The organism is Paenibacillus jilunlii (genome assembly GCF_900102965.1).
GTDB lineage: Bacteria > Bacillota > Bacilli > Paenibacillales > Paenibacillaceae > Paenibacillus_AQ > Paenibacillus_AQ jilunlii.
Window position 1 is genome coordinate 101,552 of sequence record NZ_FNGM01000008.1, and the last position, 20,888, is coordinate 122,439.

Below are 20,888 nucleotides of genomic sequence, written 5' to 3' on the forward strand. Positions count from 1 at the left end.
CTGCGAACGATGAGTGCGATAGATCTGATTCTGGACAAAACGCTGAAGGGCGAACGGCTCGGGCTGGAGGATACGGTCCGGTTGTTCGAGAGCAACGAAATTGAAAAAATGGGCGCTGCCGCTGATGTGATCATGAAACGCTGGCACCCGGACCCGCTGGCTACATTCGTGATTGGCCGCAATATCAACTATACGAATGTATGTGATGTGTACTGCCGTTTCTGTGCGTTTTACCGCAGACCGGGCTCTGAGGAAGGCTATGTGCTGCCAGACGAGACGATTTTTCAGAAAATCCAGGAAACCATCGATGTGAATGGTACAGAAATCCTCATGCAAGGCGGAACCAACCCCAATCTGCCATTTAGCTATTATACGGATTTACTGCGCGGAATTAAGCAGCGTTTCCCGGAGATCACCATGCATTCCTTCTCCCCTGCGGAGATCATGAAAATGGTTGAGGTATCCGGTCTGCCGCTGGAGCAGGTGGTCCGCGAGATTCATGCTGCAGGACTGGATTCCCTTCCCGGGGGCGGTGCGGAAATTCTGGATGACCGGACCCGCCGCAAAATCAGCCGTCTTAAAGGCTCCTGGCGGGAATGGATGGATGTCATGCAGACCGCACACAAGATCGGCATGAACACCACGGCAACCATGGTTATCGGCCTTGGCGAGAGCATGGAGGAACGGGCGCTTCATCTGCTGCGGGTACGTGAGGCCCAGGATGAGTGCATCGCGAACAAATATGACTCGGAAGGGTTCCTGGCGTTTATCTCCTGGACCTTCCAGCCGGATAATACCAATCTGAAGCTGGACAGACAGACGCCGGAAGAATACCTTAAGACCGTGGCTATCAGCCGTCTGGTGCTGGACAACATCAAAAACTTCCAGTCCTCATGGGTTACGATGGGGCCGGAGGTCGGCAAGCTGTCCCTGCAGTATGGCTGCAATGATTTTGGCAGCACCATGATTGAGGAGAATGTAGTATCCTCGGCGGGCGCAACGCATAAGGTCAACATTGAGTCGATTACCCAATTGATCCGCGAAGCTGGCAAAATCCCTGCACAGCGCAACACGCGTTACGATATACTCCGGGTGTTCGACGATGCGGATGCGAAGATTGACAATGATTTTGTAATGCAGAACTAATTGTTCTATAAAATTCAAAATATTCATAACTTTATGTGTGAGATTTTTTTGCGGCGTCTATCCTTGTGAAATTCCTCTATGGAAATTTACAAAGATAGACTTTTTTTTGTATTGTGTAAATTTTTATAGGCATTTTACCCAAAATTAATGGTTGAAATGTGATATTTTACACAACTATTACGCAGATTTAATGCATTTTGCTAGATTCATATTTTTGGGTATGATACAATCTTGCGGTCAGCATAAGTAGGAATACGAAACATATGGGGAGGATATCTGACTTATGGGAGAAAGAAGTTGGAACAAGCCGATAGCTTCGATATTGGCGACCACCGTTCTGGCAGCACAAGTGCTGGGCGGAGTTTTTGCAGTTCCGGTTTTAGGAGCAGGCAAGGCAGAAGCCGCAGGTGTCGAAACGGTTGATCCGGGAACTCCGGGGACAATTAATCTGCGTTTGATGAGCACCACGGATGTTCACACGAATGTGATGGGCTGGGATTATTTTAAGAACAATCCATCGTTAACAGTGGGGCTGGACCGGACGGCGACTTTGGTGAAACAAGCCAAGGCAGAGCCGAAAGGAACATACAATCTTCTACTCGACAACGGCGATTTGATTCAAGGCACACCGCTTGGGACATACATGTCGAAGCAGGCTGATCCTGAGGGCAAGCTGAACCAGATTCATCCGATGATTGCGGCTATGAATATTATGGGCTATGATGCGGCAACGCTTGGCAATCATGAATTTAACTATGGTCTGAATTATCTCGAGAGCGTAACATCTGCAACCTATGCTACTTATAGCCATTCGAATAATTTTCCGAAGTTCCCCTATTTGAATGCAAACGTGTATGTGGATGACAAGGATAACAATCCTGGGAATGATGAGAACTATTTTACGCCATACAAGATTTTGGACAAAAAAGTTAAAGACAGCAACGGAGTAGAGCAGACCATCAAGGTCGGTCTTCTTGGCTTGGTGACACCGCAGATCATGGACTGGGACAAAGCCAACCTGGAAGGCAAGGTCATTACTAAAGACATTGCTGCGACAGCCAGCAAATTTGTTCCGCAAATGAAGGCTGAAGGTGCTGATATTATCGTCGCTATGGCGCATACCGGTTTTGACGGGTCCGCAGTGGAAGGCGACTTCTCCGAAAATGACATTAATGCGCTCAGCAAGGTTGCGGGCATTGATGCCATTACGTTTTCCCATACCCATAAGGTATTCCCTGCAGCGGATGTGAAATCACTGGACGCGTCATTCAAGGATGCCGCTGGCAACGAGCTGCCTGGCATCGACAATGCCAAAGGCCACATTAATGGCGTTCCCGCAGTACAAGCCGGTTATGGCGGCGGGTATTTGGGCCTGATCGACCTTGCCATTAGTCCGGACCCGGCTAAGAGCGGGCATTGGAAGGTGGACAAGTCCGCTTCCACTTCCTCGACACGTTCGATCTACAGAACCGAAAACAAAGTGAATATTTCCAATGTTGAACCGGACCCTGAAGTAGACGCGGCTGTTGCTGCCAATCATCAGGCTACAATTAAGTACGTCAATGAACCGCTCGGCACAACAACCGTACCTATGAACAGCTATTTTGCTCTGGTGCAGGATGATCCGACCGTTCAGATCGTAACCTATGCCCAGAAGCGTTATGTCGAGAATCTGATTAATACAGATCCCTCTCTGGCCCAGTATAAGGGTAAGGCGATTCTTAGTGTAGGAGCACCCTTCAAGGCCGGACGCAACGGCCCGGAGGAGTATACGGAAATCGAAGCAGGACCATTGACCATTCGCAGCGCAAGTGACTTGTACCTCTATGATAATACGCTGAAAGCGGTCGAGGTCAGCGGCGCTACGGTAAAAGAGTGGGTGGAGATGAGTGCGGGGGCATTCAACCGCATCGATCCGGCAGTTACTACGCCGCAGGAGCTGCTCAACTCCAAGTTCGCCGTATATAATTTTGATGTGATTGACGGAATTAAATATAAGATTGATGTGACCAAAAACGCTAAATACAACACGGACGGAACGATTAATGACGGTTCCTCCAGCCGTGTAACTTCTATTACTTATAATGATCAGCCTCTTAATATGGATCAGAAATTTATCGTGGTTACCAATAACTACCGTGCGAGCGGCGGGGGGAACTTCCCTATCAAGGACGGCAAACTGATCATTGATACGCTGGAAGAAAACCGCCAGGTTCTGATGGATTATATCAAGGAAGCGGGTACCGTGAACCAGCCTGCCGACAACAACTGGTCCATTGCGCCGATTAAAGGGGATGTCAAGGTAACCTTCACCTCTTCTCCGAAGGCTAATAAGGTATTGCTCAAGGATGACAGAATTTCGGATACCGGCACACAGAACGATAGAGGGTTTGAAATTTACAATCTCGATCTGAGCGGTGATGTCAAGGTTCATATTCTTGGAATCAATGACTTCCACGGCCAGCTGGATACAACATCCTATGTAGGCGACAATGCTGTGGGGACCGCTGCGATTCTGGCGACTTACCTGAAAACGGCACGCGCGCAATATGCGAACTCGCTGCTTGTGCACAACGGAGACTCTGTAGGTGCTTCAGCCCCGGTGTCTTCAATGGAGCGCGACAAGCCCACACTGGAATGGATGAACCTGATGAAGTTCGATGTCGGAAATTTGGGCAACCATGAGTTTGACCAGGGTGTCGCAGCGCTGAAAGCACAAATTTATGGCGGTGTAGATCCTGTTAATAAGACCATTACCCATGCACCTGTAAATTTTGACTACATTAATGCCAATGCAGTAGATAAAGATACAGGCAAACCTATTATCAAACCGTATACCGTCAAAGAAGTAGGCGGCGTTAAAATCGGATTTATCGGCGTGGTCACCAAAGCAACGCCAAGCAAGGTATCGCCGGCCGGTACAGCCGGTGTGAGATTCCTGAGCGCTGAGGAAGAGGTTGCGGCGATTGGCAAATATGCTGCAGAGCTTCAGAAGCAAGGCGTTGAAACGATTATTGTCCTTGCCCATGACCCGGCAACCACCAAAGGGGATGTGACTACAGGCGAAGCTGCGGATTTGGCCAAGGCGCTTCCGGCCGATTCTCCGGTTGATGTCATCGTGGCCGGTGACAATCATGCGCTTGCCAATGGTGTAGTGAACGGTAAGCTGATTGTTCAGGCTTATTCTTACGGCACAGCATTCGAAGACATTAAATTGGTTATTGATCCAATAACAAAAGATGTTAAGAGCAAATCTGCTACTGTAACCAGCACGATTCAAAAAAATGTGACACCAGACAAGGAAACCCAAGACTTGGTTAACTACTATCTGAAGAAGTATCCAGTGCTGACCCTACCAGTCGGCACCACAGACGGTTCGGTTACCCGTACGGATGCATACAATAATGAAACTCCTCTCGGCAACCTGATTGCCGACGCTATGCGACAGGCTGATTTTAAAGATGGCAGCAAAGACATCGCAGATTTTGCCTTCATGAATCCGGGCGGCATCCGCGCCGATCTTCCGAAAGGCAATGTATCTTTTGGCGACCTGGCGAAGGTCCAGCCATTCGGCAACACGCTGGTGAAGCTGACGCTGACCGGTGAGCAGATCAAGACCCTGCTTCAGCAGCAATGGGGAACCAAAGCTGACGGAACGGCTGACACCAAAACCCTTCAGATTTCCGGTCTGAAATATACTGCAAATATGTATCTGCCGGTGGCTGACCGGATTGCCAGCCTGACCAAGACCGACGGAACACCGATCAGCATGACACAAAGCTACACGGCAGTCGTCAATAACTTCATGGCTGCGGGCGGCGACAACTACAGTGTACTAACCCAAGCCAGTGAATCCCTGGCAGGTCCGATTGACCTTGATGTCTTCTATGAATACGTTAAGAATACGTTTAAGGGCGGCCCAATTACAGCCGCGATTGAAGGCCGGATTACGAATAATCTGACGGCTTCAACACCTGCTCCGGGTCAAGGCGGCGGAGGCGGAGGGGGTACTGCCCCAACTGCAACGCCAAAACCTACGGCAACGCCTGCACCAACTGCAACGGCAACGCCTGCACCGGCCGCAACCGCAACTCCGGCCCCTACACCAACGCCTGTAATCACTTTTGGAGATTTGGGCAAAGTGGCTTGGGCTCAGGAGGCCATCAACGCTTTGGCGGCCAAGGGGATTATTAAAGGAATAGACGGCAAAAACTTCGCACCGAACAAAACAGTAACACGCGCAGAATTTGTAACGATGCTGGTTCGTGCACTGAACCTTCCTTCAGGAGCAAGCACCAATTTCAGCGATGTGAAGCAAGGGGTATGGTATACCGATGCCATTGCTGCCGCTGTTAATGCAGGTATTGTAAAAGGCTCCGGCAACGGCAAGTTCGAGCCGGGCCGTGAAGTGACCCGTGAAGAGATGGCGCTTATGATCGCGGCTGCGCTTAAGGATCAATTGCAGCCCATCGACTCTGCATCCCTACTTGCCGGCTTTGGCGACAAGTCGAAGATCGCTTCCTATGCTCAAGAGGCTGTAGCCCAGCTTACACAGCTTGGCATTGTCAACGGGGTGGATGGCAAGAAATTTGCGCCGAAGAGCGATGCTACTCGTGCACAGGCAGCGGTCATCATTTATCGTATGCTGGAGAAGAAAGCTTCCTAAGCTTTGAATCTGGCATGAACTAGTCATTCAAAAAAGAGCTCCGCCCATCAGTTTTAGATGGCAGCGGAGCTTCTTTTTTGTCTAGGCAAGGGTAGGGGACTTTACTTGACGGCAGCTTCCCACTTGCAGCGGATCGGGGAAACAATCGCATTTTCTTTTTTCAGCTCGGTGAATGCTTTGTCAATGGCTTTGCGTTCCAGACCGGACAGCTTTTCAACCTCGCCTGCGCTGAGCGGAGTTTCTGATGCCTTAATAATATCGAATACCTGTTCCTTAACACTCATGTGTTTCCACTTCCTTCTTCATTAGTAGTATTGCAAATAGCGTTTGATAGTTTCGTAGTATAGAAGAAAACGGGCAAATATGCAGTGATATTTTTGTTTACAGTCATATCCAAAAGTGATATCATAATTATATCAAATACATATCTTATGGAGGTGCCTTTCATGAAAGAAAAAACATTGCATCCGGTCAGCGGCTTTCTGGTTATTGCGCTTATTGCCATCTGTGTGGCAGGGGGGATTTACGGTGCAGCTCATGATTATGCTGTGATTCCCGTTGTCCTGTTCGTCTTAGCTGGTGTGCTTTGTACGAGTATTACGGTAGTGCAGCCGAATAAATCGGTCGTGGTAACCTTTTTTGGTAAATATGTCGGTACCATTGCTACCAGCGGACTCTTTGCAGTCATTCCGTTCAGTGTCCGCAAGAACGTATCCCTCAGGGTGCGGAATTTTAACAGCGCCACGTTAAAGGTGAATGATGTCGAGGGGAATCCGATTGAGATTGCCGCAGTTATCGTATTTAAGGTAGTCAATTCAGCCAAAGCCTTGTTTGATGTCGACAAATATATGGCTTTTGTAGAAATTCAGAGTGAGACTGCGCTGCGGCATGTGGCCAGCCGGTATCCTTACGACAATTTTAACGAGTCCGGGATGTCCCTGCGGGCGAATTCGGATGAAATCGCCAAGGAGCTGGCAACGGAGCTGCAGGAGCGTCTTTCCTTATCCGGTGTTGAAGTCATTGAGGCGCGCCTGACACATCTCGCATATTCCACTGAAATCGCCAGCACCATGCTGCAGCGCCAACAGGCTTCCGCTATTCTGTCCGCACGTCAGATTATTGTTGAGGGGGCCGTCGGCATGGTGGATATGGCGATCCGCCAGCTGAAAGAGAGCGGTGTAGTAGAACTCGACGAAGAACGCAAAGCGGCAATGATTAACAATCTGATGGTAGCGATTGTGTCGGAGCGCGGTGCGAGTCCGGTCATTAACGCCGGCTCGTTATACTAAGGATCGTTCATCATGGCGGCCAAGAAGAGCTTTCCGCTGCGGATCGATCCCGAACTGCACGAGGCGCTGGAACGGTGGGCAGGAGAAGAATTTCGCAGCGTGAACGGACACATCGAATACTTGCTGCGTGAGGCTTTGAAACGCGCAGGCCGCTTGCCTGAACGGAAACGCCGGGATGAATAGAATTCCAGGGCAGAAGGCAGCTTCTGCCCTGAGTTATTTTTGGCGGAGGTATTGTGGCTGATAATTGAAGGGATTGACTTGACGGAACGCCGGAGACAGAATTATAATTACACATGATTCATGTTAACAGCGTTGACAAAGATAGGGATTGTTACTACAGGACCGCTTCAGAGAGAGGAAACTTCAGGCTGCAATTTCCTCCGGTATCCGGTAACCGATCTACCCCTTTGTAGCTGCGGTTATGAACTCCCGGGTGCTGTCCAACTGTGGACAATCTGCAGGGTATAGTAAGAACCGCCGGTTCATGGCCGTTATTCCCATGCTGATGAAGGATTCCTGTAGGTTTGGAATCGAATTTGGGTGGAACCACGGGTGCAATCACTCGTCCCTTTGCGGGACGGGTGTTTTTTGTATGTAATGACAAATTCAGGAGGAAGAAACATGTCGGTAAATATTAAGCTTCCGGACGGCTCGGTCCGGGAATATGCAGAGGGCAGCAGCATTGACGATGTAGCGGCTTCGATCAGCAGCGGACTCCGCAAGAATGCGGCAGCAGGCAAGCTGAACGGGATTGTTGTAGATTTGGCAACGCCGCTGGAGGAAGGTGCGCTGGTGGAGATCGTGACCCTGGATTCGCCGGAAGGCCTCGAGGTGATGCGCCACAGTACTGCCCACTTGATGGCGCAGGCGGTTCGGCGCCTATTCGGAACCAAGGAGGTTAAGCTGGGGGTAGGCCCGGTAATCGAAGATGGCTTCTACTATGATATGGATCTGGAGCACCCGCTGAATCCGGAGGATCTGCTGAAGATCGAGAAGGAAATGGAACGTATCGTATCCGAGAATCTGCCGATTATCCGCAAAGAGGTCAGCCGCAAGGAAGCGCTGGAGCGTTTCGGCGAGCTGGGCGATCCGTACAAGCTGGAGCTGATCGAGGCGCTGCCCGAGGAGAGTGTGATCACGATTTATGAGCAGGGAGAGTTCTTTGACCTCTGCCGCGGTCCGCATGTCCCTTCCACAGCGAAGATCAAAGTCTTCAAGCTGATGAATGTAGCCGGAGCTTACTGGCGCGGCGACAGCAAGAACAAGATGCTTCAACGTGTATACGGAACAGCCTGGATCAAAAAGGCTCAGCTTGATGAGCATCTGCGTCTGTTGGAGGAAGCTAAAAAGCGTGACCACCGGAAGCTCGGCAAAGAGCTGGAAATCTTCACATTCAACCAGCTGGTAGGCCAGGGTCTGCCGATCTGGCTGCCAAAAGGCGCGAAGCTGCGCAGTATTCTGGAGCGTTATATCGTGGATCTGGAAGCCAGCCTCGGATATCAGCATGTATACACCCCGGTGCTTGGCAACGTGGAGCTGTACAAAACTTCCGGGCACTGGGAGCATTACCAGGAAGATATGTTCCCGAAGATGACGATCGATACTGAGGAATTCGTCCTCCGTCCGATGAACTGCCCGCATCATATGATGATTTATAAAAGCTCGATGCACAGCTACCGCGATCTGCCGATCCGTATCGCTGAGCTTGGCACGATGCACCGGTATGAGATGTCCGGCGCATTAACCGGTCTGCACCGCGTGCGCTCCATGACGCTGAACGATTCCCATATCTTCTGCCGTCTGGACCAGATTAAGAGCGAGTTCACCCGTGTATTGGATCTAATTAAGCAGGTGTACAGCGATTTCGGCATTCACGATTACCGCTTCCGCTTGTCCTACCGTGATCCGCAGGATACCGAGAAATATTTCCAGAACGATGAAATGTGGGAAACTGCACAGCGGATGCTGCGTGAAGTGGCTGAGGAAGCCGGATTGCCGTTCTTTGAAGCGGATGGCGAAGCCGCGTTCTACGGTCCGAAGCTGGACGTGCAGATCCGGACGGCACTGGGCAAAGAAGAAACATTATCCACCGTACAGATCGACTTCCTGCTTCCTGAGCGCTTTGAGCTGGAATATGTCGGTGATGATGGCCAAAAACACCGTCCGGTCGTACTTCACCGTGGTATCCTCGGCACCATGGAGCGTTTTGTTGCTTTCCTGCTGGAGAACTTTGCCGGTTCCCTGCCGCTCTGGCTGTCTCCTCAGCAGGTGAAGATCATTCCGGTATCTTCGGCATTTGATGATTATGCCAAGGATGTTGAAGCGAAGCTGCTGGCCAGCGGAATCCGGGCCGAAGTGGACCTGCGCAACGAGAAAATGGGCTACAAGATCCGGGAAGCGCAGCTGGAGAAGCTGCCTTATATGTTCGTGGTCGGTGAGAACGAGATGAATGCGGGAAGCGTCTCGATCCGCAAGCGCGGTGAAGGCGATATCGGTGCCCAGCCGCTTCAGGAAGTTATTGCTGCTTTGGTTAAGGAAGTTGCGGAGCGTGTAATCTAAAGCTTTTGCCGCAGATCCTGTTCAATGGTATTGCTGTATAAGAACCTCTGTCATACGCCGCCTGCAGCCGTTATCTTACGGTTGCAGGTATAAAATTTTGTGAAACGGGAAACCTTCGCTAATAGGGGGAGGTTTAACTAATGAACAAAATGGGCTTATGCCAGAGGTTTTGGTGTCTTTTCGTCACTGTTGTACTTTTGCTGACTGCTGCCGGAGTCTATCCTGATTTTGGACACAAGCGGGTGGAAGCTACCGGGACGGGAGACACTGCAAATCAGCTAAGCAGTACAACAAAGTCACTTGATCCGCAATATACAAAGGAAGCTGTGCCGTTCGGCAGTGTCAGCAGACATACTCTAAATGAAGTGCATACGGTTGGCCATGCCGCGCTGTACGCTCAGGGGGAGTCCGTTTCCAGAGGGGTTTCCCGTTCAGAGGCGCTCGCCCAATCGGGCCAGCCGGAAGCCACCCGGGCTCCAAGGCATTCAGCACCACCACAAGCAGTCCAGCCATCGGCGAAGCAACCGCTGAGACCGGCATCCATTCAGGTAGCGGCACCTGCACCGGAGCAGATTATCTCTTCTTTAAAAGTAACGGCTACAGGCTATACAGCAGGTTATGAGTCTACAGGTAAAACCGCAAAGCATCCGCAGTACGGCATCACCTATTCAGGTGTCAAAGTCCGCCGGGATAAGAATGCCGTATCGACCATTGCCGCCGACCCGAAAGTAATTCCGCTTGGCAGCGTGCTGTATATCCCCGGCTATGGCTACGCCGTTGTAGCGGACACAGGTTCGGCCATTAAAGGCCGGAAAATTGATCTGTATTTTAGCACCACCAAGCAGGTCTATAAGGAGTGGGGAAAAAAGACGGTAGTGGTTCAGCTCATTAAGCGGGGGAACGGAAAATGTACCGAGAACATGCTGAAGAGTCTGGGACAGGCCATCCAAACGTATAATGCCATCCCGCAGGATCTGCTTGAGGAAGTTATTTAACGCTAACCACATACACCGGCAGTATGAATTTTATTTCACTTGGTCATGCATAAATAGGTCCTGCCTTTCTCATAATACGGACTGGGGCAAAGTAAACAGCCTCTTTCGTTAGCATCTCAGGGCGCAATCTGATCTCAGACTGCACAAGAGACAAGGGAGGTGATTTCCGTGGCCAATTCCAAGAAACCAAAGGTACAAGAAAACTACCAAACACCAAACGAAAAATACAATGCTGAATTTGCTGTTGAAAATGACGGCGCATCGAAGCAGAGTATTGCCAAACCGGTCCAAAAACCACAGCAGTAATGCTGTTGATAAGCTTTTGGAGCAGTAGCTTTCGAATTGCATCAGATATTTAACCGGCTGTCCCGATCCCGTTCAGTTCCTGAGCGGCGGGACAGCCTTTTTGCGGTGTGCATTTAACTTTATTTACCATATGCCTCGGTCCAGAGACTGAGTCAAGTTTCCTTCTCCCGGCGCTGTTCTCAGGCCGCCTGTTCCTGTAGACTAAGGCTATAAGATTGAACCAAGCGAGCTACATCAATATAAAGGGGAAATGAAGGATGAAAAGACGGTTCACCAGCCAGATCCTCGGGGGACTGATCCTGATTGGACTGGGAGCGATGTTTCTGCTTAGGCAGATGGGATACACCGATATCAACATAGGTTCTTTATTCGCCGATTATTGGCCGGTTATTCTTATTGTTATGGGTGTGCAGAATTTTCTGTCCACAAATGACCACGGCAAGGGATCATCCGTGTTTTGGGGGTTCTTTTATCTCGCGCTTGGGCTGTTTTTCCTGGGCCGCAACCTGGATTGGTTCTATGTATCGGCAGGCGATTTCTTCAAATTGCTGATTCCCGTTATGCTGATCGGCGGAGGGCTATATGTTATCTTCAAACCGCGGGATCATACACCTCCCGTTCCGCCGACACCGCCGACACCGCCGACTTTCTATCCTCCGGGACCTGAAAAAAGCTCTTTGGACGTTGAACCTCCCAAGCCTCTCGAATCCACGCTCGATGAGCAGTTCGAGCAGAAATTCGGCAAGCCTGAGGGCAAGCGGGATTGGAACGAGTATCTGCAGAAGGATGATGAGGACGAGGATGAGGACAACGGGCACATCCGTTCTTCAGCGGATTCACGCTGGCAGGAAAAGCATGAGCGGCACGAACGCAGACGGCAGGAGCGTCAGGAGCGCCACGCCCGCCGGCATGGCGAATGGCATGGCGGGTTTGACGATGGGGATGACTCGAAGGAAACGACGCACCGCTCCGCTTTTATCGGGGATGTTCATATGGGCAAGGATCATTTCCAGCTCAAAAATACGAATATTTCACAGTTCATCGGCGACACCGTGCTGGATCTGACCAATGCGCAGATTCCTTACGGGGAGACGAAGATTAATATCTCTGCTTTTGTAGGCGACATCAAGGTGTATGTGCCGGAAGATATGAATCTGGGCGTTAAGGTCAACAGCAGCTCTTTTATCGGAGACATGCAGGTCCTGGAACAGTCGCGTAGCGGGTTCATGAGCAGTGTCCAATGCAAGACGCCTTATTATAAGGAAGCCGGCAAAAAAGTCCGCATTAATGTCAGTGCCTTCATTGGCGACATTAAAATCAAAACGGTAGGTTAGGCATGGGGAAATTGTTAAGCAATACCAAATGGATGCTGCTGGTGTATTTTCTCCTTAGCGGCGGTGTAACCGCCGGACTCATGTATGCCGGGACATGCCTGGGCTACATCGAGGTTCAGGATTACCGCATGTGGTTGTATCTCTGCGCGGGGATTGTGCTGTTCACGGTAATTGTCGGGTATATGGCGGGCCAGCGGATTCAGCGGCGGATTGATCTTCTGGACCTGAATATGCTTCAGGTAGCCAAAGGCAATCTTTCCGTGAGAATGCCTGAGAGCGACGACCAGTCTTTTACCAGAGTGTACCACGAGTTCAACATGATGATGGACACGGTGGAGAATAAAATGCAGCTGCTGCAGCGTCTGGGCGAACAGGAAGTGATCGAGAAGGAAAAGGCAGCGGAGAGTGCGGTACTTGAAGAGCGCAGGCGTATGGCCCGGGATTTGCATGATACGGTGAGCCAACAGCTGTTCGCGATTCATATGTCCGCTTCTTCGCTGCCTAAAGTGCTGGAACGGAACGCAGAGCACGGCAAGACTGTTATGGATCAGCTGATCACCATGTCCCAAATGGCGCAGAAGCAGATGAGAGCCCTGATTGCCCAGCTTCGGCCGGTGGAACTGGAGGGGCGTAATCTTTTCGAAGCGCTGGAGAAATGGTTCCCGGATTATTGCCGTCAGAACGGCCTAAAAGGCGTGAAGGAGCTTGAGCTGCAGGGAGAGTTGTCCGAAGCGATTGAGCATCAGCTGTTCCTGATCATTCAGGAATCGATGGCGAATATTGTCAAGCATGCGGGCGCGCGTATGGTCAGCCTGTCGCTGCGCGAAGTGCCGAGACAAGTGGTGCTGAGCATCAGCGATGACGGCCAGGGCTTCGAGCATGTGCAGCATAAGCAAGGCTCCTACGGACTGACAACGATGCGGGAACGGGCGGAGAAGCTCGGCGGACAAGTGGAAATCATCAGCCGCAAGGGTGCGGGCACTACGATCCGTGTACATATACCAAAATTTGTGCAGGGCAGCCCGGAGCTGGACAGCACTGGTGCTGCTGAGGGCTGACCATGAGAGCCTGAAAAGCAATGCTGACCAAACTAAGCGTATGCTTTCGATGCTAGTTTTATTGCGTAGTTCATACAGGAGGTACAGCTCCATAAAACTCTGAGGAGGATAAACATGGGTATCATAAAAGTTCTGCTTGTTGATGATCATGATATGGTCCGGATGGGCCTTAAAACATATCTCATGCTGGACCCGATGTTCGAAGTTATCGGAGAGGCTGCGAACGGGCAGGAAGCGCTCAATATGCTTCGTGGCTGGGGACAGGAGGAGATGCCTGATCTGGTGCTGATGGATCTGATGATGCCGGTGATGAACGGGGCAGAGACTACCCGGGCTGTTCTGGCTGAATTTCCGGGCCTCAAAATCGTTATTCTCACCAGCTTCCTGGAGGATGATCTTGTCGTGGATGCCATTGAAGCCGGTGCGGTCAGCTATGTGCTCAAAACCGTCTCCGCCGAAGAGCTGATCTACGCGCTGCAAGGCGCATTCCGCGGGATGCCGGTGATGACCGGCGATGTATCCCAGGCCCTTACCCGGGGCATCCGCCAGCGGACCGTGCAGGGAGATTCCTCCGGCCTTACGGAACGGGAGAAGGAAGTGCTGCTGCTCATTGCCGAAGGCAAGACCAACAAGGATATCGGCGAGGAACTGCATATCAGCATCAAAACCGTAAAAACGCATGTCAGCAACCTGCTGATGAAATGCGAACTGGATGACCGTACCCAGCTGGCGATATATGCCCACCGCAAAGGCTGGGCGCAGGGCTGAATAAGCTAACAATGTACGAAATACAATTAAGGGCCTGGCGCGTTTTGTGCGCCCGGGCCTTTTTTTCGCTTCCATTTGCGAATATCATAGCGAAAACCGGATCTCTGCTACCCTGCAAGAGGGCCTCTCCCGCCATCCTTTATCTTTTTATCTCTGTTTAAATTGTTTTTAATGTGACCTTAAGGTTTAAAGTACAAAATAAGATCAAGAAAACAAATTAACCCTTGCCGGAAGCGCAAGGTGCGGGAGGAAAGATAAACATGGACGATAACAAAAACAACTATGGTCGTGAAAACAACTTTAATCGTGATAATGAACCCTCGCCGGAACGGGAATGGGATAGCAATAGCAGCAGCAATAATAATGAATCTACTGAATCCGGCTCTTCCTACTATTACTCTTACGGACCTTTCAAATCGCTTAACAAAGATGAGATGAACCCGGATGATCCGCAGCACTATAACCGCCGGGAACCGGAACGTGTAGAGGTAAATCCTCCGCAGCCGGTCAGACCGGTGCCATACAGCACTTCGCTCCGCACAACCGGATTTGACGGCAATGGCGGACGGGGCGGTAACGGCGGGAATGGAGCGGACGGCGGCAACGGCTGGCAGTATAACCACAAACCGAAGAAGCCGGTAAAAGCGGTTCTGGTCTCTTTTCTGGCCGGGATGATTGTTCTTTCAGGTTCCATGTTCATGGCCGATCGCGGCAACTGGTTTACAGGTGACCCGGTTACTACGGCATCTGTATCGAACACTGCGGCGAAGACAGCCAACGGAAATGCGGATGCTAAGCCTGCAACCACAACGACATCGCTGCTCACAGGTACAACGGATGCTTCGAAGGTAGTGGACTCCGTCGGACCGGCAGTCGTCAAAATTGAAACTTTGGTGAAAACAAGCTCTGGCCGAAACTCGGCCAATCCAAATTTTAGTGATCCGTTTTCGCAGTTTTTCTTCGGTGATCAATTTGGCGGCAGCAATTCTTCCGGGTCAGGATCAGGCTCCAATACAGAATCGGATTCAGGCGCGAATTCTTCCCAGCTTACACCTTATGGAATCGGAACAGGGTTTATCTATGATTCCTCCGGTTATATCTTGACCAACCAGCATGTTGTTGACAACGCCGATGTGATTCAGGTTACCGTCGACGGCAATACCAAGCCATATGAAGCCAAGCTGCTCGGCGTCAGCAAGGATCTGGATTTGGCGGTGCTGAAGATTGAAGGAAAAGACTTCCCGACCGTACAGCTTGGCGATTCGGACAGCATCAAGGTCGGCTCTGAAGTGGTGGCTATCGGGAACCCGCAGGGTTTTGACCACACCGTTACGGCTGGTGTACTCAGCGCCAAAAACCGCAGCATTGACATCAACGAAGAAGACGGCAGCGGCACCCGTAATTACAAAAACCTTCTGCAGACGGATGCATCCATCAATCCCGGTAACTCCGGCGGCCCGCTGCTTAATCTGAATGGCCAGGTTATCGGAATGAACGTAGCCGTAAGCACGGATTCTCAAGGTATTGGTTTTGCCATTGCGGTAAATACCATTAAAGAGGTTGTTGACAAACTTGAAGCCAACCAGGAAATTCCTAAAGAGCCTGTTCCGTTCATTGGCGCTTCACTCATGACCATTACAGATGAGGTAGCCAAACAGATGGGGACGAATATTAAAGAAGGTTCCGTCGTCGCCGAAATTATCTTCAAATCGCCAGCCTACACCGCAGATCTGCGCCCTTACGATATTATTACAGGTGCTAACGGCAAGAAGTATGCAACCAGCCAGGATTTGATTACCTACATCCAGACCCTCAAAGTGGGTGACAAAATCACGCTGAACGTCGTTCGTGACGGCAAAACGCTTGAGCTTCCTGTAACCATTGGCAATAAAAACGACTTCAACACTTCACAAACTCAGAAGCAGTAACAGACACCGGACGGTGAAATGCAGAGCGGAAGGGGAGACCCTTCCGTTTTTGCTGCAATGGCTGCTAACACTAGTAATCATGTTACAATAGAGATATATGATTTGGACAATGGGGGTTGTATAGATGCGGCCGAATATTCTAATTATTGATGACGATGAGAAAATTATTTCCATGCTGCGCCGGGGTCTTGCTTTTGAGGGCTATGACGTAAAGACAGCTACGAACGGAGCCGATGGCTTGCGCGCTGTACTGAACAGTGATCCGGATGTGGTTGTACTCGATGTGATGATGCCGCAGGTGGATGGATTCGAGGTGTGCAGGCGTCTGCGTGAAGGCGGAAGCACGGTTCCGGTACTTATGCTTACGGCCAAGGATGAAATTGAGCATCGGGTAAAAGGCCTGGACCTCGGAGCGGACGATTACCTGGTGAAGCCGTTTGCGCTGGAGGAGCTGCTTGCCCGTGTGCGTGCGCTGCTGCGCCGCAAAAGCGAGCAGGGCGGAGGAGGTTCCGACCAGGCAGTTTCCTACGAGGATATTACGCTGGATGTGGACTCGCGGGAGGTCACCCGCGGCGGCAAACGTCTGGAGCTGACCGCGAAGGAGTTCGAGCTGCTGCATTTATTTATGCAGAATCCGAAACGGGTGCTGTCCCGCGATCTGATCATGGATAAAATCTGGGGTTATGATTACAGCGGAGAATCCAATGTGCTTGAAGTATACATTGCCATGCTTCGCCAGAAAACCGAGGAGCACGGCGGCAAAAGACTGATTCAGACGATCCGGGGAGCCGGTTACATCCTAAGAGGTGACTAATATGTCGATACGATTGCGGCTGACTGCTTGGTATTCAGGGATTTTGGCCGTTATGCTGCTGGCCTTATCAGCCGCAATTTACGGATTTGTGTATTTTAATACGTATGGTGATATTAAGGATCGGCTCAAAAATCAGGCAAGCCAGATAGTACTGCAACCTGTTACGTATTTAGACGGATCTTCAAATATATTCGTGGGCGGAAATCTTGAAGGACAAAACCTGTTTGCGCAGATGTATATTTATGATATTGACAAGATTATTCCCAATAACAATATGAAGACATTCAATTTGCGGTTTAATGTTCCGGAGCAGGAGACTATTGTAAGCCAGCAGGGCTTTGTCCGGGAAAGCTATGATGGAAATCCATTTCTAATCTATCAGAGGCCGGTCGATATTCCGGGTTACGACGGTAATCCCGCTGCAGTGCTGCAAATGGCTGCCTATACAGGCGAACAGGACCGGTTAATGCTAAGGCTGAAGAACATCCTGATCGTCGGCTCCTTTGCCACTCTGATCGCGGCATTCACCTTCGGCCTGTTCCTGGCCCGCAAGGCGATGAGCCCGATCGGCAAGGTCATAGAAGCGGCCAACGGGATTCAGACGGGGACCGACCTCAGCTCGCGGATTGTATATGACGGGCCGCAAGATGAGATTGGACGGTTGATCCAGACCGTCAACAGTATGCTTGGGCGGATGGAGGGTTTTTATACAGAGCTTGAGGATTCTTATGCCACTCAGCGCCGCTTCGTGTCCGATGCTTCGCATGAGCTGCGGACGCCGCTGACAACCATCCGCGGGAATATTGATCTGCTGCAAAAGATTTGGGAAATGAATCCGGATGAGAGCCGGATGTCGGAAGCGGAGATCCGCCAGCTGTCCATGGAGTCGGTCAAGGATATCGCCGATGAATCCAAACGCATGAGCCGCCTGGTGTCTGACATGCTGTCGCTCGCCCGGGCCGATACCGGCCGGACGTTTGAGATTGAACCGGTAGCCTTGGAACCGATGATGACCGAAGTGGCCCGGCGGGCTTCTTTTCTGCCCCGGCAGGCCGACTGGTCCGTTGGTGACCTCAGTCAGCTGAACGGCAAATATATCCTCGGCAACAAAGACTATCTGCAGCAGATGATGTTTATTTTTATTGATAATGCCTTCAAATACACCCCTGCGGGCGAGGTCACGCTGGACGCTGTTTTTTATCAGAACCAGGTGGGAATCCGCATCGCCGACACGGGTATCGGGATGGATAAGGACGAGGTTCCCCATATCTTTGACCGTTTCTACCGTGCCGATGAATCGCGGGGAATTACCGAAGGAATCGGCCTCGGGCTGTCGATTGCCAAGTGGATTATTGATGAGCATGGAGGTTCGGTCGAGGTGGTTACGCGCCAGGGCGAGGGAACGACTTTTGTCATCTGGCTGCCGCTTCTCTTTGCTCCGCCGCTGGAATAGGGTATAATTAGGCAGGTCCTATTACAGCAGTCTACGACAGCAGAAAGCCGGTGAATTCATGGAAGTCATCAAAATTTCTCCCCGGGGTTATTGCTATGGCGTCGTCGATGCCATGGTGATGGCACGGCAGGCCGCGCAAAATCTTGATTTGCCCCGGCCGATTTATATACTGGGCATGATTGTGCACAACAGCCATGTTACCAACTCGTTCGAGGACGATGGAATTATTACGCTGGACGGCCACAACCGTCTTGATATTTTGGATAAAGTCGACAGCGGCACGGTGATTTTTACCGCGCATGGCGTATCGCCGGAGGTTCGCCGCCTGGCCCGGGCCAAAGGCCTGACCACGGTCGATGCCACCTGCCCGGATGTGACGAAGACACATGACCTTATCAAGGAAAAGGTAGCCGAGGGCTGCGAGATTATCTATATCGGCAAGAAAGGCCATCCGGAACCGGAAGGTGCCGTCGGCATTGCGCCTGAGCATGTTCACTTGATTGAAAAAGAAGAGGAGATCGCCGGTTTGTCGATCCCTTCTTCACGCATCGTCATCACCAACCAGACGACTATGAGCCAGTGGGACATCAAGCATATTATGAAGAAGCTGCTGGAGACCTTCCCCGGCGCAGAGGTGCATAACGAGATCTGCATGGCTACTCAAGTGCGCCAGGAAGCGGTCGCGGAGCAGGCCGGTCAATGTGATCTGGTCATCGTTGTCGGTGATCCGCGCAGCAATAACTCTAACCGTCTGGCCCAGGTGTCGGAGGAAATTGCCGGTGTGCCTGCACACCGTATCGCCGATCTGTCAGAGCTGAAGACGGAATGGCTGCAGGGGATTAACAAGGTAGGGGTAACCTCCGGTGCTTCTACGCCTACACCGATTACCAAGGAAGTCATCAGCTACCTGGAGCAGTACGATCCAGCACTTCCTGAGACCTGGGAGATCAAGCGTACCGTGAACATGTCGAAGCTGCTGCCTCCAGTGAAGAACAAGAGCGCAAGCACTAACTGATTGAATTTACCCATGCGGACTTATACCCTAATTAGAAAGCACGCCACTTCCGGTTTCTGGGAGCTGCGTGCTTTTTTGAAATCTAATTTTTATGCTACATGCAATAAATTATCCTTATATTTCTCGCTGAAACGGTACCGGCTTGTAAAGGACGGAAGAGTCGTTTTCGCTTACTATGGAGGAATCCGGAAATATACCCTTAAGTTACCTGAGGGAATTGGAGGAAATTAAAGAGGCGCCGCCATAATATGGACATAATGCATACAATACGGCCGATTGCAGATTGACTAATGCGGGTCAATGAGTTAAAATTACTTTAGTGCTTAAAAGCGTACACGCGTCGTAGCGAAATAGTGTTTTTATTGTCTTAAGAGCCGGTTTAAGAATATTTGTCCAAAAGGGGAGCTATGATATGATCGTCATTACATCCAATCAAACACCACAGGAGCAGGTTAACGAAATTATCGCTGTGATTGAAAAAGAAGGCCTGCAGGTCCACCTCTCGCGCGGTGCGGATCATACGGTGATTGGCCTGGTGGGCGGAGTCACTCCGAAGCTGGCTGAACATCTGCGGCAGATGAAAGGCGTGGAGAACGTGGTGAAGATCTCCAAGTCTTACAAACTCGCGAGCCGTGACTTCCATCCGGAGGACACAATTATTGATATCCGCGGTGTAAAAATCGGCGGGGAGAATCTGGTAATCATGGGCGGACCCTGCGCTGTGGAATCCCCTGAACAGATCGATGAGATCGCCCGCCTGGTCAAGGCTTCCGGCGGCCAGGTGCTGCGCGGCGGAGCCTTCAAGCCGCGGACGGGTCCTTACAGCTTCCAGGGCGTAGGCGTGGAAGGCCTCACGATGATGGCGGAAGCAGGCAAACGCCATGGCCTGCTGACGATTACGGAGGTAATGACACCGGAGTATGTGGACATTTGCGCGGAGCATGCGGATATTCTTCAGGTTGGCACACGCAATATGCAGAACTTTGACCTGCTGCGCAAGCTGGGCACCTGCGGGCGGCCCGTGCTGCTGAAGCGCGGCTTCAGCGCGACTTACGATGAGCTGCTGAATGCGGCGGAATACATTCTGGCCGGCGGCAACCGCGATGTCATGCTCTGCGAACGCGGAATCCGAACATTCGAAACATACACACGCAATACGCTTGACCTGTCAGCGATTCCGGTGCTCCAGAACCTGAGCCACCTTCCAGTCATTTCCGATCCAAGTCATGGCACAGGACGGCGTGAGCTGGTGGAGCCGATGGCTAAGGCTTCTGTTGCTGCGGGTGCCAACGGGCTGATTATCGAGATGCATACCGATCCGGACAACTCTATGACGGGAGATGGCGTACAGTCTCTGTTCCCTGAGCAGTTTGATAAGCTTCTGAGAGATTTGGAGAAGCTGGCACCGCTTGTAGGACGCAAATTCTCCAATTCGCTTGAGGCAGCTCCTGCGCTCTGATCATGTTGTGATATAAGGCTTTCTGACAAGTCCTCCATCCCGCTTTCGGGCGGGAAAGAGGGCTGTTTTTGCGTACTGCGAAGTGAACATAACAT

At 51.1% G+C, this 20,888-nt stretch carries 16 protein-coding genes; 15 read left to right on the top strand and 1 reads right to left on the bottom strand.

The genetic code is table 11. The annotated features are described in order from the left end of the window. Positions 1–9: 9 nt before the first annotated feature. Positions 10–1,146, top strand: a complete 1,137-nt coding sequence (gene mqnC, locus BLQ82_RS15325) for a cyclic dehypoxanthinyl futalosine synthase (RefSeq protein ID WP_062524731.1) — start codon at positions 10–12, stop codon at positions 1,144–1,146. 283 nt (positions 1,147–1,429) lie between these two features. Further along, on the top strand, positions 1,430–5,812 hold the full coding sequence (locus tag BLQ82_RS15330) for a bifunctional 2',3'-cyclic-nucleotide 2'-phosphodiesterase/3'-nucleotidase (RefSeq protein ID WP_062524728.1): 4,383 nt from the start codon (positions 1,430–1,432) through the stop codon (positions 5,810–5,812). A 101-nt stretch (positions 5,813–5,913) separates the two neighbouring features. Here the strand turns inward: BLQ82_RS15330 and BLQ82_RS15335 are convergent, their stop codons facing one another. Further along, positions 5,914–6,096: a hypothetical protein gene (locus tag BLQ82_RS15335; RefSeq protein ID WP_062524726.1), complete on the bottom strand. Its 183-nt coding sequence runs from the start codon at positions 6,094–6,096 to the stop codon at positions 5,914–5,916. A 162-nt stretch (positions 6,097–6,258) separates the two neighbouring features. Here BLQ82_RS15335 and BLQ82_RS15340 point away from each other — a divergent pair, with 162 nt between their 5' ends. From BLQ82_RS15340 to aroF, 13 genes are all read left to right on the top strand, one after another. Beyond that, positions 6,259–7,101, top strand: coding sequence for an SPFH domain-containing protein (locus BLQ82_RS15340; protein WP_062524724.1), 843 nt, complete (start codon positions 6,259–6,261; stop codon positions 7,099–7,101). 12 nt (positions 7,102–7,113) lie between these two features. Then, positions 7,114–7,284, top strand: coding sequence for a type II toxin-antitoxin system antitoxin (locus BLQ82_RS15345; RefSeq protein ID WP_074648276.1), 171 nt, complete (start codon positions 7,114–7,116; stop codon positions 7,282–7,284). Between the two features lie 441 nt (positions 7,285–7,725). Then, on the top strand, positions 7,726–9,663 hold the full coding sequence (gene thrS, locus BLQ82_RS15350; protein ID WP_062524722.1) for a threonine--tRNA ligase: 1,938 nt from the start codon (positions 7,726–7,728) through the stop codon (positions 9,661–9,663). Between the two features lie 365 nt (positions 9,664–10,028). Then, positions 10,029–10,658: a 3D domain-containing protein gene (locus BLQ82_RS31060; RefSeq protein ID WP_425281132.1), complete on the top strand. Its 630-nt coding sequence runs from the start codon at positions 10,029–10,031 to the stop codon at positions 10,656–10,658. A gap of 168 nt (positions 10,659–10,826) precedes the next feature. After that, positions 10,827–10,964, top strand: a complete 138-nt coding sequence (locus tag BLQ82_RS32020; protein WP_155990387.1) for a hypothetical protein — start codon at positions 10,827–10,829, stop codon at positions 10,962–10,964. A 257-nt stretch (positions 10,965–11,221) separates the two neighbouring features. Continuing rightward, positions 11,222–12,298: a cell wall-active antibiotics response protein LiaF gene (gene liaF, locus BLQ82_RS15360; protein ID WP_062524720.1), complete on the top strand. Its 1,077-nt coding sequence runs from the start codon at positions 11,222–11,224 to the stop codon at positions 12,296–12,298. Positions 12,299–12,300: 2 nt separating this feature from the next. Beyond that, entirely contained in the window at positions 12,301–13,356 is a 1,056-nt protein-coding gene (locus BLQ82_RS15365; RefSeq protein ID WP_062524718.1) for a HAMP domain-containing sensor histidine kinase, read from the top strand. 114 nt (positions 13,357–13,470) lie between these two features. Continuing rightward, entirely contained in the window at positions 13,471–14,124 is a 654-nt protein-coding gene (locus BLQ82_RS15370) for a response regulator (protein ID WP_074648278.1), read from the top strand. Between the two features lie 260 nt (positions 14,125–14,384). After that, positions 14,385–16,052, top strand: a complete 1,668-nt coding sequence (locus tag BLQ82_RS15375) for a S1C family serine protease (protein WP_062524714.1) — start codon at positions 14,385–14,387, stop codon at positions 16,050–16,052. A 124-nt stretch (positions 16,053–16,176) separates the two neighbouring features. Next, entirely contained in the window at positions 16,177–16,866 is a 690-nt protein-coding gene (locus BLQ82_RS15380; protein WP_025706461.1) for a response regulator transcription factor, read from the top strand. Between the two features lies 1 nt (position 16,867). Next, positions 16,868–18,319 carry a sensor histidine kinase gene (locus BLQ82_RS15385; RefSeq protein ID WP_062524712.1) on the top strand — a complete coding sequence of 484 codons (1,452 nt, stop codon included), beginning with the start codon at positions 16,868–16,870 and terminating at the stop codon, positions 18,317–18,319. 58 nt (positions 18,320–18,377) lie between these two features. Beyond that, the gene (locus BLQ82_RS15390; RefSeq protein ID WP_062524710.1) at positions 18,378–19,334 is read left to right on the top strand and encodes a 4-hydroxy-3-methylbut-2-enyl diphosphate reductase; all 957 of its coding nucleotides are present in this window, start codon (positions 18,378–18,380) and stop codon (positions 19,332–19,334) included. A gap of 412 nt (positions 19,335–19,746) precedes the next feature. Then, positions 19,747–20,793, top strand: a complete 1,047-nt coding sequence (gene aroF, locus BLQ82_RS15395; protein WP_062524708.1) for a 3-deoxy-7-phosphoheptulonate synthase — start codon at positions 19,747–19,749, stop codon at positions 20,791–20,793. Positions 20,794–20,888: the final 95 nt, after the last annotated feature.

Excerpts from the sequence above, each read along its gene's own strand:
- BLQ82_RS15335 (WP_062524726.1), bottom strand. The coding sequence starts at position 6,096 with ATGAGTGTTAAGGAACAGGTATTCGATATTATTAAGGCATCAGAAACT.
- BLQ82_RS15375 (WP_062524714.1), top strand. The coding sequence starts at position 14,385 with ATGGACGATAACAAAAACAACTATGGTCGTGAAAACAACTTTAATCGT.
- aroF (WP_062524708.1), top strand. The coding sequence starts at position 19,747 with ATGATCGTCATTACATCCAATCAAACACCACAGGAGCAGGTTAACGAA.
- thrS (WP_062524722.1), top strand. The coding sequence starts at position 7,726 with ATGTCGGTAAATATTAAGCTTCCGGACGGCTCGGTCCGGGAATATGCA.
- liaF (WP_062524720.1), top strand. The coding sequence starts at position 11,222 with ATGAAAAGACGGTTCACCAGCCAGATCCTCGGGGGACTGATCCTGATT.
- BLQ82_RS15340 (WP_062524724.1), top strand. The coding sequence starts at position 6,259 with ATGAAAGAAAAAACATTGCATCCGGTCAGCGGCTTTCTGGTTATTGCG.
- BLQ82_RS15345 (WP_074648276.1), top strand. The coding sequence starts at position 7,114 with ATGGCGGCCAAGAAGAGCTTTCCGCTGCGGATCGATCCCGAACTGCAC.
- BLQ82_RS15330 (WP_062524728.1), top strand. The coding sequence starts at position 1,430 with ATGGGAGAAAGAAGTTGGAACAAGCCGATAGCTTCGATATTGGCGACC.
- BLQ82_RS15370 (WP_074648278.1), top strand. The coding sequence starts at position 13,471 with ATGGGTATCATAAAAGTTCTGCTTGTTGATGATCATGATATGGTCCGG.
- BLQ82_RS15380 (WP_025706461.1), top strand. The coding sequence starts at position 16,177 with ATGCGGCCGAATATTCTAATTATTGATGACGATGAGAAAATTATTTCC.
- BLQ82_RS15365 (WP_062524718.1), top strand. The coding sequence starts at position 12,301 with ATGGGGAAATTGTTAAGCAATACCAAATGGATGCTGCTGGTGTATTTT.
- BLQ82_RS15385 (WP_062524712.1), top strand. The coding sequence starts at position 16,868 with ATGTCGATACGATTGCGGCTGACTGCTTGGTATTCAGGGATTTTGGCC.
- mqnC (WP_062524731.1), top strand. The coding sequence starts at position 10 with ATGAGTGCGATAGATCTGATTCTGGACAAAACGCTGAAGGGCGAACGG.
- BLQ82_RS15390 (WP_062524710.1), top strand. The coding sequence starts at position 18,378 with ATGGAAGTCATCAAAATTTCTCCCCGGGGTTATTGCTATGGCGTCGTC.